Raw genomic sequence first — 15119 nt, 5'->3', positions numbered from 1 at the left:
CGTGCCCGGACGGGGGACAAAGGCGGCGGGCGCCCCGGGAAACCGGATCGGCACCACGGTCAGACAAGTCCAACAAGGGAAGGCACGGCCGTCGCACGTGAGGGATACACGAGAGAGCCGGCTGCTGCTCGTTCTGCTGGTCGCCATCGCGTTCGCACTGATCACGGTGGACATCCGCGGCGGTGAGCGATCGCCGCTGGACGGGGCGCGGCAGGTGACCGCGTCCGTCCTGGGCCCGGTGGAGAGCGGTGTCGCCACCGCCGTCGACCCCGTCGGCAACGCCATCGCGGCCGTACGGGACTCCGGCGAGCGCCACGACCGGATCAGCGTACTGGAGCGGGAGAACGCCGAACTGAAGCAGAGGCTCGCCGCCTCCGACCGCGACAACGCCCGGGTCGAGCAGCTCGACGACCTGCTGAGGACCGCGGGCGCCGGGCAGTACGGCATCAAGGCCGCCCAGGTCGTCGGCATCGGCGCCGCCCAGGGCTTCTCCTGGACCGTCACCATCGACGTCGGCCGAGACGACGGCATCAGGCGCGACATGACCGTGATAAACGGCGACGGACTCGTCGGCCGGGTCACCACCGTCGGACCGAGCACCTCCACCGTGCTCCTGGCCAACGACCCCGACTTCACCGTCGGCACCCGGATGGAGGGCACCGGTGAACTCGGCTTCGCGGGCGGCCGCGGCGACAGCGCGCTGACCGTCCAGCTCCTCAACAGCAAGGCCAGGGTGAAGAAGGGCGACCGCCTGGTCACCTTCGGCTCCAGCAACGACCGGCCGTTCGTACCCGGCGTGCCGGTGGGCGAGGTCATCCGGGTCGATCCGCACAGCGGCGGCCTCACCCGGACGGTGCGGGTGCGGCCGTACGTCGGCTTCACCAAGCTCGACATCGTCGGCGTCGTCGTCAAGCCGCCGCGCACCGACCCGCGTGACGCGGTCCTCCCGCCCAAGCCGAAGGACCGGCCCGCCCCGACGGTCACGGTGACCGCCGACCCCTCGGCCGCCGCCGAGTCATCCGCCACCGGCCCCTCGGCGAGCACCGGTCCCTCCGCGGACGCCGCTCCCTCCGGGGGCGACACCCCAGCCCTTCCAGGAGCTGACCGATAACGATGCACCCCAACCGGATCCTGCTCTCGCTCGCGCTCGTCGTCGTCGCCCTGGTGGTCCAGGTCAGTGTGCTGGCCCGGCTCCAACTGCCCGGCGCCGTCCCCGACCTGCTGCTGCTGACCGTCCTCGGCCTGGCGCTGGTCTACGGCCACACCGGCGGAGCCCTGGTCGGCTTCGCGGCCGGCCTGCTGGCCGACCTCGCGCCGCCCGCCGACCACGCCGTGGGCCGCTACGCGCTGGTGCTGTGCGTCGTCGGCTACGCCGCCGGTCTGACCAGGCCGGAGAACGGCCAGCACCGCTCGGCCACCGTCCCGATGCTCGTCGTGGCCGGCGCCGCGCTCTCCTCCACCCTGCTCTACGCCGGCGTCGGCGCGCTGGTCGGCGACACCGCGGCCCGCCACGTGGGCCTGGGCCTGCTGCTGACCACGGCCACCGTCTACGACCTGCTGCTCGCGCCCTTCACCGTCCCGGTGGTCATGGCGCTGGCCCGCCGCACCGCGCACGACCCGCTCGCCGACACGGCCGGCAGCGCCGGTGACGGCGCCCGCACCTACGGCGGGCTGCTCGGCTCCGGAGGGCTCGGCGGGCTGCGCGGCCGCACCGGCCGCCTCGGCGGCCGGGCGGGCGCCGCCCGGCGCGGCGGTCTGACGGCCCGGGTCCCCAGGAGCGGAACGGGGCGGATCAAGGGCGTCAAGCGGCTGTGACGGCGGCGACTGTGACGGCGACAGCGGCTGTGACGACGGCGGCGACTGTGATTGCGACGGAGACGCAGTGAGCAACATTCCCGAGACCGGGCGCACCACCCGGGTCACCATCCGGCTGGTCGCCATCCAGATCCTGGTCTTCTCCCTGATGCTCACCCTCGGCGGGCGGCTGTGGTACCTCCAGATCCGCAACGGCGAGGAGTACGCGGAGAAGGCCGCGGGCAACCATGTGCAGCAGGTCGTCCAGCCCGCCGTGCGCGGCGCCATCCTCGACGCGCGCGGTGTGCCGCTGGCCGACAACGAGACGCGGCTGGTGGTCTCCGCCAGCCGCACCGAGCTGATGAAGATGGACGACGGCGGCAAGGCCGTCCTCACCCGGCTGGCCGACGTCCTCGGCATGACGTACAAGGACGTCTCCGACAAGACCCGCCTGTGCGACGCCGAGACCCCGCAGCCCTGCTGGAACGGCTCGCCCTACCAGCCGATCCCGGTGACCGACGAGGCCACCACGCAGCAGGCCCTCCAGATCCGCGAACGCCAGGAGGACTTCCCCGGCATCACCGCCGAACCCGTCGCCGTCCGCCGCTACCCGGCCCCGTACGGCGCGCGGACCTCCCAGGTCCTGGGCTACCTCTCGCCCGTCACCGACGAGGAGATCGCGCAGACCAAGGACACCGGCTCCCCGCTGCTCAGCTCCGACCAGATCGGCCGCTCCGGCCTGGAGCGCCAGTACGACGCGGCGCTGCGCGGCGACGCGGGCGTGACGCGCTACAAGGTGGACAACCTCGGCCGCGTCATCGGCGAGGCGGAGAACGACAAGGGCGAGCCCGGCTCCTCCCTCGTCACCAGCATCGACGCACGCGTCCAGGCCATCGCCGAGAAGGAACTGGTCAAGGCGATGAAGGAGGCGCGCAAACAGCACGACCGCAACACCAACCGCAACTACGAGGCGGACGCGGGCGCGGTCGTGGTGATGGAGTCCAAGACGGGCCGGATCGTGGCGATGGCCTCCGCGCCGGACTACGACCCCAACGCCTGGGTCGGCGGCATCTCCGCCAAGGACTACGCCAGGCTGACCGGCAAGAAGTCCAACTACCCGCTGCTCAACCGGGCCATCCAGGGACAGGCCGCGCCCGGCTCGATCTTCAAGGTGATCCCGACCGCCGCGGCCGTCAAGGCCGGCTACGAGTTCGACGGGCGCTACAACTGCCCCTCCTCGTACAGCATCGGCGGCCAGGTCTTCAAGAACTTCGAGTCCCAGAACCACGGCATGATCGACCTCGGCCGCGCGCTGGAGGTCTCCTGCGACACCGTCTACTACGCCCTGGCCCACCAGGAGTGGAAGAAGGACGGGGGCATCGACCCCAAGAAGAACCCCGACGACTGGTTCTACAGGACGGCCCACGAGTTCGGCCTCGGCAAGCGCACCGGGATCGACCTGCCCAACGAGGTCACCGGCCGTGTGCCCGACCGGAAGTGGAAGCGGGAGTACTGGGAGGCCAACAAGGACGCCTGGTGCAAGTACGGCAAGAAGGGCGGGGACTACGTCGAGCAGATCGCGTACGAGAACTGCCTGGAGGGCAACAAGCTGCGCGCCGGCGACAGCGTCAACTACTCCATCGGGCAGGGCGACACCCTGGTGACGCCCATTCAGATGGCGGCCATCTACGCGGCCCTGAGCAACGGCGGCACCATGTACGAGCCCACCGTCGGCAAGGCCGTCATCAGCCCCGACGGCAAGACCGTCGAGGAGATCGAGCCGAAGAAGCGCGGCAGGCTGCCGATGGACGCCAAGACCCTGCGCCAGACCGACAAGGCGCTGGAGGGCGTGGCCACCCGCGGCACCGCCGCCTGGCGCTTCGCCGACACCGGCTGGCCGCAGAAGGAGATCCCCATGCACGCCAAGACCGGTACGGCCGAGGTCCACGGCAAGCAGACCACCTCGTGGTTCGCGACCTACACCGACGAGTACACGATCGTCATGACGATCTCCCAGGGCGGCACCGGCTCCGGCGCCTCGGGCCCCGCGGTGCGCGCGATCTACGACGCGCTGTACGGCGTCGGCGAGGGCGGGAAGATCGACAGGAAGAAGGCCTTGCTGCCCAAACCGCACAAGAAGCTTCCCCGGATCAACCCGGACGGCACCATCGAGGCCCTGCGCCAGAAGGGCTTCAAGCCGTGAGCACCCACTCCTACAACGGGCGGCCCTGGCAGGAGCGCTCCGCCTGGAGCAGGCTGACGGCCCGCGACTCCGTCCTGCGCCGCCTGGACTGGACCCTGCTGCTGGCCTGCGTGGCGCTGTCCGTCATCGGCTCCCTGCTGGTGTGGTCCGCCACCCGCAACCGCACCGAGCTGAACGAGGGCGACCCCCAGCACTTCCTGTGGCGCCATCTGATCAGCCTCGCCATCGGCGTGGCACTGTCCGTGGGCACCGTCTGGCTCGGCCACCGCAGGCTGCGCGGCGCGGTCCCGGTGCTGTACGGGCTGTCCGTACTGCTCACACTGCTCGTGCTCACCCCGCTCGGCGCGACGATCAACGGCCAGCGCGCCTGGCTGGACCTGGGCGCCGGCCTGTCGCTCCAGCCCGCCGAGTTCGCCAAGATCACCATCATCCTGGGCATGGCGATGCTGCTCGCCGCCCAGGTGGACGCCGGCGACCGGCTCCACCCCGACCACCGCACGGTGGTGCAGTCCCTCGCGCTGGCCGCCGTGCCGATCGGGATCGTCATGCTGATGCCCGACATGGGCTCGGTGATGGTGCTGGTCGTGATCGTGCTGGGAGTGCTGCTGGCCTCCGGCGCCTCCAACCGCTGGATCATCGGCCTGCTGGCCACGGGCGGCATCGGCGCCGTCCTGGTCTGGCAGCTCGGCGTGCTCGACGAGTACCAGATCAACCGCTTCGCGGCCTTCGCCAACCCCGCGCTCGACCCGTCCGGCGCCGGCTACAACACCAACCAGGCCCGGATCGCCATCGGCTCGGGCGGTCTCCACGGCAAGGGACTGTTCGAGGGCAGTCAGACCACCGGGCGGTTCGTCCCCGAGCAGCAGACCGACTTCGTCTTCACCGTCGCGGGCGAGGAGCTGGGCTTCCTCGGCGCGGGCCTGATCATCCTCTTGGTGGGCGTGGTGCTGTGGCGCGCCTGCCGTATCGCGCTGGAGACGACCGAGCTGTACGGCACGATCGTCGCTGCCGGGATCATCGCCTGGTTCGCCTTCCAGTCCTTCGAGAACATCGGGATGACCATGGGCATCATGCCGGTCGCCGGTCTGCCGCTGCCCTTCGTCAGCTACGGCGGCACCTCGATGTTCGCGGTCTGGATCGCCATCGGGCTGCTCCAGTCGATCCGGGTGCAGCGCCCGGTCTCCGCCTGAGCCCCGGGCCCCCGGATCCCGGGCCCGCCCGCGTACCGGCCCTCGCCGGTATGCGGGGTCCGGGGCCCGTCCCGGCAGGCGTTACGCTGGATGGTCACTCCCGTCCGCCGAACGCGCGGACCGTCACCCGAAAACCCAGCGAATCCAGCGAACCCCAGCATCCGAGGACACCACCCATGCCTGTCGAGTCGGTCTTCCCGCGCCTGGAGGCCCTCCTCCCGCACGTCCAGAAGCCGATCCAGTACGTCGGCGGAGAGCTGAACTCCACCGTCAAGGACTGGGACGCCTGCGATGTCCGCTGGGCCCTGATGTACCCCGACGCCTACGAGGTCGGCCTGCCCAACCAGGGCGTCATGATCCTCTACGAGGTCCTCAACGAGCGCGAGGGCGTGCTCGCCGAGCGCACCTACAGCGTCTGGCCGGACCTGGAGAAGCTCATGCGCGAGCACCGGGTCCCGCAGTTCACCGTGGACGCCCACCGCCCGGTCGGCGCCTTCGACCTGTTCGGCGTCTCCTTCTCCACCGAGCTGGGCTACACCAACCTGCTCACCGCCCTGGACCTGGCCGGCATCCCGCTTGAGGCGAAGGACCGCGGAGTGGACCACCCCGTGGTCGTCGCCGGCGGCCACGCCGCCTTCAACCCCGAGCCGATCGCCGACTACATCGACTGCGCGGTCATCGGCGACGGCGAGCAGGCCGTACTGGAGATCACCGAGATCACGCGGGCCTGGAAGGCCGAGGGCCGCCCCGGCGGCCGCGAGGAGCTGCTGCTGCGCCTGGCGAAGACCGGCGGCGTGTACGTCCCCGGCTTCTACGACGTGGAGTACCTGCCCGACGGCCGCATCGCCCGCGTCGTACCCAATCGCTCCGGAGTGCCGTGGCGGGTGTCCAAGCACACCGTGATGGACCTCGACGAGTGGCCCTACCCCAAGCAGCCCCTGGTGCCGCTGGCCGAGACCGTCCACGAGCGGATGAGCGTGGAGATCTTCCGCGGCTGCACCCGCGGCTGCCGCTTCTGCCAGGCCGGCATGATCACCCGCCCGGTGCGCGAGCGCTCCATCACCGGCATCGGCGAGATGGTGGAGAAGGGCCTGAAGAACACCGGCTTCGAGGAGGTCGGCCTGCTGTCGCTGTCCTCGGCCGACCACAGCGAGATCGGCGACGTCGCCAAGGGCCTGGCCGACCGCTACGAGGACGACAAGATCGGCCTGTCGCTGCCCTCCACCCGGGTGGACGCCTTCAACATCGACCTGGCCAACGAGCTGACCCGCAACGGCCGCCGCTCGGGCCTGACCTTCGCCCCCGAGGGCGGCAGCGAGCGCATCCGCAAGGTCATCAACAAGATGGTCTCCGAGGACGACCTGATCCGCACCGTCGCCACCGCCTACGGCAACGGCTGGCGCCAGGTGAAGCTGTACTTCATGTGCGGCCTGCCCACCGAGACCGACGACGACGTCCTCCAGATCGCCGACATGGCCGCCAAGGTCATCTCCAAGGGCCGCGAGGTCTCCGGCTCCAACGACATCCGCTGCACCGTCTCCATCGGCGGCTTCGTGCCCAAGCCCCACACCCCCTTCCAGTGGGCGCCGCAGCTGTCGGCCGAGGAGACCGACGCCCGCCTGGAGAAGCTGCGCGAGAGGATCCGCGCCGACAAGCGCTACGGCCGCTCCATCGGCTTCCGCTACCACGACGGCAAGCCCGGCATCGTCGAGGGCCTGCTCTCGCGCGGCGACCGGCGCGTGGGCGACGTCATCCGCGCCGTCTACGAGGCCGGCGGCCGCTTCGACGGCTGGCGCGAGCACTTCTCCTACGACCTGTGGATGGAGTGCGCCGAGCGCGCGCTGGCCCCCCACGGCGTGGACGTCGACTGGTACACCACCCGCGAGCGCGCCTACGAGGAGGTCCTGCCCTGGGACCACCTCGACTCCGGCCTCGACAAGGACTGGCTGTGGGAGGACTGGCAGGACGCCCTCGACGAGACCGAGGTCGAGGACTGCCGCTGGACCCCCTGCTTCGACTGCGGCGTGTGCCCGGCGATGGACACCTCCATCCAGATCGGCCCGACGGGCAAGAAGCTGCTCCCGCTCACGGTCGTCAACGCCGCGACCAGCGATAACAGCCACAGTCACTCGTAAGTGGACACCCGCTGACGGGTAAGGCCCTGCTCACGTGCCACGAGGAAGCAGGTGAGCGGGGCCGTTCCATGAGCCGCTACACGGACCGCGTGTCGTCGACCGGGACCGGTACGGACCGGTGCGGCTCGTCGAGCCAGAACCTCTGCCCGTCCGGAGCGATCGTGACACCGAACCGTTCGCGAGCCGGGCGCCCATGGGACTCGAACCATGTGTGTGCTTCCTCCACGGCGTCCCACAGTCGGCGTGGTCCGCTCTGGCGCACGGTGCTCCCCTCGACGTGAGCCCAGGACCCGTCCAGGCCCCACATGCGGTAGCCGATGGTGTTGCCCTCATCGTCCACCTCGTTGGCATCGCCGATCCCGGGCAGCACGAGCGACTGGACGAAACGGAACCCCTCCTCTCCCAACTCGGCCAGGCCGAGTGCCGAGCGCCGCTCCGTGGGTGAGGCGGGCTCACCGGGATAGGGGATACTTCCGGTCCCGCCCTCCCCGCGGACCTTCATGAAGTACGAACCGCCGGCCAGAAAGTTGCCCTCCAGCGTCCCGTCCTTCCCCACGACCAAGCGAGCGTTCCCCCACCCCAGCGGGCACACGATGACACCGCCCGAGCGGACGTTGCGGGCCAGCGGATAGGGGAAGACGTCAAAGCCGCAGGTCACGACGAGCCGGTCCAGCTCGACACCGGCGGGGAACCCGTTGCGCGCGTCCCCAGCCCAGACTGTCGGGTAGTAGCCCACCTCCCCCAGACGGGCCTTCGCCAGCCTGGTGAGCTCTGAGTCCACTTCCATCGTGAAGAAGTTCTTGTATCCGACCCGGTGGCAGATGAGCCCACCGTTGTAGCCGGTGCCCGTGGCGACCTCACCCACCTTGTCCCCGTCCTCGACGCCGAGTCCTTCGAGCATCTGGACCATGAGACTGGGCTGGCTCGAAGACGAAGTGGGCCGACCATCGGTGACCTGCGTCGTCAGCGACGTGTCGCTGTACACCGCGTCGAAGTACCCGGCGTCGTACGCGGTGACAGGCTCCCACTTCCCCCGGACCTGCCGGTAGAAGACCGGCACGAAGATGTGCCGCGGAGTCTCTGCGACTGCGCTCTGCCACTCCGGGGACCGGATGTATCCGTCGTCGGCGAGCTGTTGGGTGAGAGCGGTACGCAGGGCCTTCGCCGTCTCGGTGTCCGGGTAGCTCAAGAAACCGCTCCTTGCAGCAGGGAGGCGTGCGCCTCCGCGATGGGAAGGCCGGTCGCCTTGGCGATGAACTGCCACTGGCCGGCCGGGTTGCACTCGTAGAAGATCCATTCGCCGTCCGGCCGGACTCCAAAGTCGAACGCTCCGTAGTTCAACCGGTAGGCGTTCATGAAGCGGCGAACCCCCTCGGCTACCTCGCCGGGGATCGTCACCGGCTCGTACTCCAGCGCGTCGTAGTCAGCGCGCCAATCGGCCTTGGCCTTGTCGCTCCTGGCATGGATGGCCACGGGAAACATCCGTCGGCCCACGACGGTCAGCCTGACTTCGTAGTCCTTGGGCACCCATTCCTGGAGGTAGTGCGCGGTCAGCTCCAGTGACTCGTCCAGGTCCGAGACCTCGACACGTCGCGTCGGCAGCATCGTCGGCGGCGAGTCCGGCAGGGTGAGTGAGGCCGCGGCGACCGGCTTGCAGGCGAGCGAGCCGCCGATGCTCTCACCCCATCTCCGGGCACTCTCAAGGCTGTTGCCGATGAACGATCTCGGGACGCGGAGACCGGCGGTGGAGGCGGTGACGAGCTGCCCGGGCTTGTGGGCGCTGGTCCGGTACACGTCGGGATGGTGCATCCACACGACGGGCAGGGACGAGAGAACTTGCACCATTCCGACCAGTGCCTGGGACACGGCCCAGTCCCGGTAGATCTCCGCGACCTGTGACGAGACGGCCGGAAGTCCGGGCCGCCTGTAGTAGACGGCCCGGACTTCCTGGAGCCGCACCGCGCGCCGGGCAGTCGCAAGCTCGCCCGTCCATCCGGGAGCGTCGTCCCGGTGTTCCGCGGCGAGTACGACGGACTGGGGAAACTCGGCCAGGTCGAACCTCAGCACAGGTACCTCACGTTCCGTGAGCGCCTGGACCACAAGGTCCGCTGTCGGGTCGAGTTGTTCGGCAACGATGAGAACGTGCCCGCGCGGTGACCTCATCGCTCTACGCGCCGGTCGTGAGCATGTTGGCGCTCGGCACCTGCTCGGGGTCGACCTCGGGGAAGGCGTACGGGTCGGCGTCCTCGTCCGGAGGATTGCCGGGCCGGGTGTCGTTGTTCGTGGCCGTGGACGAAGCGGCGATCGGCTCCTCGGCCCACAGACGGCCGTCCGCCGTGAGGTTCACCTGGCGCTCGGCGTCGTAGGCGAAGGTGGACGGATCGATCTCCACCGTGAACGTGGGAATCGGCACCTTGGCGCCGAACGGTACGAGGGTTGCGGTCACTGTCAGTGGCCTCCTGATGAGGGTGGATGGAATCGTGCTGCCCGGCCGGCCTTCGCTCTCGCCGGAAGCGGGGTGGAACCCCGCCTCCGTCGTGGTGGACCTTGCCGTGTGGGACGGACAGGCCGGTTCGCGAGGAGGCGGGAAATCAGAGGCGGTCCTTTGCTTCCAGGTAGGCCCAGACCATGTGGTCCAGCTCGGCAACGCACTCTCCACAGCCGTAGAGCGGAGCCTGCATCCCCGAGGAGTTGACCGGGCCGAGCCAGATGACCGGGATACCTGAGCGACGGCAGTACAGCCAGCACATGCCGGTCACCCACTCCCTGCCGTCGTAGTTGCTCACGGGAGCGGAGCGGACCGGACGCAGCTCGACTCCGGCAGCCGGACCCAGGGCCCTCATGAGGCATCACCGCCCGCGCAGACCTCGGCCCAGACGACTTTGCCCCAACGGCGGTGGTCGGTGCCCCAGCCGTCGGCCAGCTCATTCACCAGGAGCAGGCCACGGCCGCCCGTGTCGTCATCTCGGGGCTTCAGCAACTTCGTCGGCGAAGTCGACTTGTCCGCAACGGCGATGCGAACCCGTCCCGGCTTCACCAGCGTGACGCTGACGCGAAGTAGTCGGCAGTCGCTGTGCTGCACGGCGTTGCCGACCAGTTCCGAGGTGATCAGGGTTCCGTCGTCGATGAGCTGTTCGAGCCCCCAAGCGCTTATGGCTGCCCGAACCAAGCTGCGAGCACGGCCGGCGGACTCTGGCTCACAGGGCCAGGTCTCGCTGTAGCCAGGGGCACCGATTGCGTGGGGCCGGGCTGCGATGGTCACGGGTTTCCCTTCGAGGCGACCTGAGTGGCCCGCCCTGCCGGGGCAGGGCGAGGTCCACTCCTGAGGGCAACTGTCTTCTGTCTCTTAGTGACGATGCTCCGTCGCGGAAACTCTTGCGCACGAGAAACATTTCTAGCAACTCGATTGACTAAGAAACATTTCTTAATCAGAAACTGGCATATGCCAGCATCGGTGCTCGCGATATGTTGCAGCCCCAGGGAGGTAGGTCATGGCAGAGGCACGGCCGAACGTGCACAGGCGAAGGCTCGGTTCGGCGTTGCGGTCGCTCCGCATCGCTGCGGGCTTCAACATGGAGGAGGCCGCAGAGCGCCTTGGGTTGTCCGGCAAGTCGGCACTGAGCAAGATCGAGAACGGCAAGCAGCGAGTGTCCGGCCTCGGTCTGACCGCCTTCTTCCAGGTCTACGGCGTGGACGCCGAGGACACCAGGGCGAAGATCAGAGCCATGGCCTCCCTGGCGGCTTCGGGGAAGCGGACCAACCTCCTCGATGAGTACAGGGAGGCGATCCAGACTCGCGGGTTCGAGGAATACCTGTACCTCGAAGGGATGGCGTCCAAGGCCGAGTCGTATCTCCAGATGGTTCCGGGGTTGCTTCAGACCAAGGAGTACGCCACGTCGATCGTTGAGAGGAGCCAGGTATGGTCCTCGAAGCGTGAGGTCAGCCGCTTCGTGGACCTGCGCTTGGCGCGGCAGGGAGCCCTGACTCGCAGCACCCCGCTCAGCCTCTGGTGCATCCTGGACGAAGCCGCGCTACGCCGTGTCGTGGGCGGGCCGGAGGTCATGAAGGACCAGCTCGAGCGGCTACTGGAGGTGACAGAAGAGCACAGCCACGTAGTCGTCCAGGTGCTCCCCTTCGAAGCGGGTGCTCATGCCGGCATCGATGGTTCCTTCCAGCTCCTCCACTTCCCGGCGGGGCCACCGATCGCCGTCGTCGAGGCGAAGACAACCTCCCTGTACCTGGAGGAGGATGGAGACGTGGACCGTTACCAGTCCGCTCTCGACACTCTCCGTACGCAGGCCCTCGATGCGCAAGCGACCCGTCGCTTCATCCAAGAACTGATCAAGGACTGCCGCATATGAAGAAGAGCGTCGATCTGACCAACGCCGTCTGGGCCAAGAGCGAACTGTCCAACGGAGGCAACAACTGCCTGGAAGTCGCGTTCGTTGATGGAGTCGTGGCGCTGCGCGACTCCAAAGACGTCGGCGACCCGGACGCGCAGGTCCTGATCATCTCCCGTAAGGACTACGAGCTGTTCACCGAGAGTGTTCGAGCGGGGCAGAAGAGCTTGCTGCCCTGAGCCCGCTCCCGAGCGCGTAGCCCGGCCTCGCTCCCTGGGCGTGGGGCCGGGCTTCTGCATCGGCCTGAATGCGCCCATGGTCCACAGACGGCTACTGAGCCAGACCGGCTCGACCGTCGAGGAGCCGCTGCTTCTGAGGGCCGTCAACGCTGCAATCGGTGGTAACAGATGCTCGTAGGTGAACGCTCGTCGGCGGCGAGAGCCCCGCTCACGTGCTACGGGGGACATTTGACTGGTACAGCTCGCACCCAAGGCATGGGTAGAAGCCCCTGAGAGCATGGAGACCGGAACAACCGACCAGGAAGACATGGCGCATGAGTGCGGAGATCACCACGCCCGGACCCGGCGCGAACGTCAAGGTTCTGCGTCTGCGGCGGGGTTGGCTGCAAGACCAGCTCGCCGCCAGGGCCGGTATGTCGAAGTCGATGCTCGGGAAGATCGAGCGAGGCGACCGGCCGCTCACCCAGAGCATGGGAGCGGCGCTCGCGAACGCCTTCGGGATCACGCTGGACGAGCTGCTGGGGCAGGCTCCGGTACGAACCGGCGACGAGGACCGGCTGAAAGAGCTGCGGAGCGTCATGCGGCGCTTCGACCTCCCGACCGGTGAGCCCGTCCGGGGCGACCGGATCGAGCGGGGTCTCGCCGAGCTGTTCCGTCTGCGCGGTGACGCCGACCTCTCCGCCGTGACCCGGGCCCTGCCCGGCCTGCTGCGGCGAGTGCAGGACCGCGCCCACGGCACAGGACTGCCCGAGGACTGGGCGAAGGTCGCCGACGTGTACAGCGCGGTCTACTGGCTGGCGGCCCGGCACCGCTGGATGACACTCGCGGAGCTGGCGGTCACCAGGCAGGGGCAGGCGGCGGAGCGGGCGAACGCCCTGACCCGCGCGGTGGCGGCCCGTGACGAGGCCGGAACCTTCCTCAACGGCGGCGACTTCGCCGGAGGGCTGGCCCTGGTGGACCAGGCTGTCGTGCTCGCCGAATCCACCATGCGGGGCAGGCCGCGCCACCTCGCCCTGGGGCTGCTGCACCTCAGGGGGATGACGCTGGCGGGCCGGCTGCGGGACGACCGGACCGCCGAGCGGCACATCATGGCCGCACGAAAGGCCGCGGAGGCCGTCGGCACCGATGTCAACGTGCAGGGCGTGCACTTCGGCCCGGAGAACACGGTCACCCATGTGGTGGCGACCCGGGTGGACCTGAAGAGGAACGCCGAGGCGCTGGAGGACGCAGAGAGGTACCTCCGCAACGGGTACTCGCTGCCCGCGACCCGCATCGGCCCGCTCCACATGAACATCGCCAGGGCGAAACTGGCCCTGAAGGACCGGGACGGGGCGGTGGACTCCCTCATGGCGGCCTGGAGCGTCGTGCCGCAGATGGCGAAGGTCCACCCCACCAGTCAGGAACTGAGCAGGGTGCTCGTATCCCTGCACCGGCGGAGCAATCCGAGGATCAACACTCTGGCGAAGAGGGCCGGCATCCGCCTCTGACAGCGGATGACGGGCCGCAACGGCGGGAAGGCCCGGCCAGGGGTACCCGCCGGCCGGGGGCGGGGCGCGCTGACACACTGGCCGCATGCCCGAGCTGATCCTCCCCGACCCCCGCCTCCACGCCTCCTTCCTGGAGGCCGTGAAGGAGTTCGAGGCCGAGGGGCGCGGCGGGCGGGAGGACAACTCGATGCTCGGCCGCGACATCCTCCGCTACGGCAGGCGCTGGCACGACCCGGAGGTCTTCGCCGCGTACGCCGCCGCCGTCCGCGCCGACGCGGACGAGGACGGCCCGCGCCCCGAGGGCCACGTCCCGTGCACCACCCTGTGGTGGGCCGAGGGCGACACCTACCTCGGCCGTATCGCCATCCGCCACCGGCTCAACGGCTTCCTGCTCGACTACGGCGGCCACATCGGCTACGACGTCCGGGCCTCCGCCCGCAGCCGGGGCCACGCCACCGCGATGCTGCGCGCCGCCCTGCCCGTCGTCCACTCCCTCGGCATCGACCCGGTGCTGGTCACCTGCGACGACACCAATACCGCCTCCCGCCGCGTCATCGAGAAGTGCGGGGGTGTCTTCGAGGACCGGCGGGGGAAGAAACTGCGGTACTGGATCGCCACGGGACCGGCCGCGCCGCAGATGCGCGGGGCCGGTCCGGGAGAGGCCGGAGCCACCGGCGAGTAGGCTGGTGGGTAGGTACGGGCCTACCGGCCCCGCACCGGCGGGGACGGCCCGGCCGCCAGTGTTCGACCGAGGGGCGCTCGTCGCGCCACCCCGCAGCAAGGAGAAGGATCCTGGGCAAGCGACAGCCCGAAGGCCCGCCGCCCGCACCCGCGGTGCAGCGCATCCGCCTGCGTTACACCAAGCGCGGCCGCCTCCGGTTCACCAGCCACCGCGACTTCCAGCGCGCTTTCGAGCGGGCACTGCGCCGGGCCGAGGTGCCCATGGCGTACTCCGCGGGCTTCACCCCGCACCCGAAGGTCTCGTACGCGAACGCGGCGCCGACCGGCACGGGCAGCGAGGCCGAGTACCTGGAGATCGCCCTCACCGAGCGGCGCGACCCGGAGGCGCTGCGGCGGCTGCTCGACGAGTCGCTGCCCGACGGACTCGACGTCGTCGACGCGGTGGAGGCGCACACCAGCGGCTTCGCCGACCGTCTGACGGCCTCCCGCTGGGAGCTGCGGCTCGACGGGGTGGAGCCGGAGGAGGCCCGCAAGGCGGTGGAGGTCTTCCTCGCGGCGGACTCGGTCGAGGTCAGCAGGCAGACCAAGAAGGGCATGCGCACCTTCGACACACGTGCCGCCGTGGCCTCGCTGGAGGCCGCCCCGGCCGGGTCCGATAGGCCCGGTGAGGGTCCCTGTGCGATACTGCGCCTGGTGGTACGGCACCTGACACCTGCCGTACGACCCGACGACGTCCTGTCCGGCCTCCGAGCTACGGCCGACCTGGCGCCGCCGGTCCCCGCAGCGGTGACCAGGCTGGCGCAGGGGCCGCTCGATGAGGAGACCGGCACGGTGACCGATCCGCTTGCGCTCGACCGCGACGCAACCCTCGCCGCGACGGTGCCGGACGGTACCGCGTAAGGCCGACGCCGCCGCGCCGCCGATGTGCGAGGCACCAGGGAGCCACCCGGGTCCGGCCGTCAGGCAGGCGCATCCACCAGCAGACTTTCGCCGTGTCCGGGCCCGACGGCACGGAACCGGCGAGCGAGACGACAGCTCCCGTGCGGCGCC

General features: G+C 69.7%; 15 protein-coding genes. 10 read left to right on the top strand and 5 right to left on the bottom strand.

All coding sequences use genetic code 11. From position 1 onward, the window contains the following. Positions 1–97: 97 nt before the first annotated feature. From mreC to BM237_RS09575, 5 genes are all read left to right on the top strand, one after another. The gene (gene mreC / locus BM237_RS09595; protein ID WP_093849122.1) at positions 98–1111 is read left to right on the top strand and encodes a rod shape-determining protein MreC; all 1014 of its coding nucleotides are present in this window, start codon (positions 98–100) and stop codon (positions 1109–1111) included. Between the two features lie 2 nt (positions 1112–1113). After that, complete coding sequence (mreD, locus tag BM237_RS09590) at positions 1114–1815, top strand: rod shape-determining protein MreD (protein ID WP_093849121.1); 702 nt, start codon at positions 1114–1116, stop codon at positions 1813–1815. Between the two features lie 67 nt (positions 1816–1882). After that, a complete protein-coding gene (mrdA, locus tag BM237_RS09585; protein WP_093849120.1) occupies positions 1883–3997 on the top strand; it encodes a penicillin-binding protein 2 in 2115 nt (704 codons plus the stop codon). Further along, positions 3994–5187, top strand: coding sequence for a rod shape-determining protein RodA (gene rodA / locus BM237_RS09580; protein WP_093849119.1), 1194 nt, complete (start codon positions 3994–3996; stop codon positions 5185–5187). Before mrdA ends, rodA begins: the two co-directional genes overlap by 4 nt. 176 nt (positions 5188–5363) lie before the next feature. Beyond that, positions 5364–7322 (top strand): TIGR03960 family B12-binding radical SAM protein, encoded by a 1959-nt coding sequence (locus tag BM237_RS09575; RefSeq protein WP_093849118.1) that lies wholly within the window; start codon positions 5364–5366, stop codon positions 7320–7322. A 76-nt stretch (positions 7323–7398) separates the two neighbouring features. Here BM237_RS09575 and BM237_RS09570 read toward each other — a convergent pair whose 3' ends face one another. The 5 genes from BM237_RS09570 to BM237_RS09550 form a co-directional block, all read right to left on the bottom strand. Then, entirely contained in the window at positions 7399–8511 is a 1113-nt protein-coding gene (locus BM237_RS09570) for a methyltransferase domain-containing protein (RefSeq protein WP_175540945.1), read from the bottom strand. After that, positions 8508–9485, bottom strand: coding sequence for an MvdC/MvdD family ATP grasp protein (locus tag BM237_RS09565; RefSeq protein ID WP_093849116.1), 978 nt, complete (start codon positions 9483–9485; stop codon positions 8508–8510). The genes BM237_RS09570 and BM237_RS09565 overlap by 4 nt, the downstream gene beginning before the upstream one ends. 4 nt (positions 9486–9489) lie before the next feature. Beyond that, on the bottom strand, positions 9490–9768 hold the full coding sequence (tgmA, locus tag BM237_RS09560) for a putative ATP-grasp-modified RiPP (protein ID WP_093849115.1): 279 nt from the start codon (positions 9766–9768) through the stop codon (positions 9490–9492). Positions 9769–9913: 145 nt separating this feature from the next. Beyond that, positions 9914–10108: a hypothetical protein gene (locus BM237_RS09555; protein WP_093849114.1), complete on the bottom strand. Its 195-nt coding sequence runs from the start codon at positions 10106–10108 to the stop codon at positions 9914–9916. 53 nt (positions 10109–10161) lie between these two features. Continuing rightward, entirely contained in the window at positions 10162–10584 is a 423-nt protein-coding gene (locus BM237_RS09550) for an ATP-binding protein (protein WP_093849113.1), read from the bottom strand. Between the two features lie 229 nt (positions 10585–10813). Here BM237_RS09550 and BM237_RS09545 point away from each other — a divergent pair, with 229 nt between their 5' ends. From BM237_RS09545 to BM237_RS09525, 5 genes are all read left to right on the top strand, one after another. Then, positions 10814–11683 carry a helix-turn-helix domain-containing protein gene (locus BM237_RS09545; RefSeq protein ID WP_093849112.1) on the top strand — a complete coding sequence of 290 codons (870 nt, stop codon included), beginning with the start codon at positions 10814–10816 and terminating at the stop codon, positions 11681–11683. Next, positions 11680–11901 (top strand): DUF397 domain-containing protein, encoded by a 222-nt coding sequence (locus tag BM237_RS09540; RefSeq protein WP_093849111.1) that lies wholly within the window; start codon positions 11680–11682, stop codon positions 11899–11901. The genes BM237_RS09545 and BM237_RS09540 overlap by 4 nt, the downstream gene beginning before the upstream one ends. Positions 11902–12215: 314 nt before the next feature. Continuing rightward, positions 12216–13388, top strand: coding sequence for a helix-turn-helix domain-containing protein (locus BM237_RS09535; RefSeq protein WP_093849110.1), 1173 nt, complete (start codon positions 12216–12218; stop codon positions 13386–13388). A gap of 85 nt (positions 13389–13473) precedes the next feature. Beyond that, positions 13474–14070, top strand: coding sequence for a GNAT family N-acetyltransferase (locus tag BM237_RS09530; RefSeq protein ID WP_175540944.1), 597 nt, complete (start codon positions 13474–13476; stop codon positions 14068–14070). Positions 14071–14222: 152 nt separating this feature from the next. Then, a complete protein-coding gene (locus BM237_RS09525; protein WP_093849109.1) occupies positions 14223–14969 on the top strand; it encodes a TIGR03936 family radical SAM-associated protein in 747 nt (248 codons plus the stop codon). The last annotated feature ends 150 nt before the right edge of the window (positions 14970–15119 follow it).

Origin of the sequence: Streptomyces mangrovi (genome assembly GCF_900114215.1) — a bacterium.
In the GTDB taxonomy this organism is placed as follows: Bacteria; Actinomycetota; Actinomycetes; order Streptomycetales; family Streptomycetaceae; genus Streptomyces; species Streptomyces barkulensis.
The sequence above is the reverse complement of the archived record's forward strand: the minus strand, read 5'-3'. Positions and strand labels throughout refer to the sequence as shown.

Excerpts from the sequence above, each read along its gene's own strand:
- BM237_RS09535 (WP_093849110.1), top strand. The coding sequence starts at position 12,216 with ATGAGTGCGGAGATCACCACGCCCGGACCCGGCGCGAACGTCAAGGTT.
- BM237_RS09545 (WP_093849112.1), top strand. The coding sequence starts at position 10,814 with ATGGCAGAGGCACGGCCGAACGTGCACAGGCGAAGGCTCGGTTCGGCG.
- BM237_RS09530 (WP_175540944.1), top strand. The coding sequence starts at position 13,474 with ATGCCCGAGCTGATCCTCCCCGACCCCCGCCTCCACGCCTCCTTCCTG.
- mreD (WP_093849121.1), top strand. The coding sequence starts at position 1,114 with ATGCACCCCAACCGGATCCTGCTCTCGCTCGCGCTCGTCGTCGTCGCC.
- BM237_RS09575 (WP_093849118.1), top strand. The coding sequence starts at position 5,364 with ATGCCTGTCGAGTCGGTCTTCCCGCGCCTGGAGGCCCTCCTCCCGCAC.
- BM237_RS09565 (WP_093849116.1), bottom strand. The coding sequence starts at position 9,485 with ATGAGGTCACCGCGCGGGCACGTTCTCATCGTTGCCGAACAACTCGAC.
- BM237_RS09540 (WP_093849111.1), top strand. The coding sequence starts at position 11,680 with ATGAAGAAGAGCGTCGATCTGACCAACGCCGTCTGGGCCAAGAGCGAA.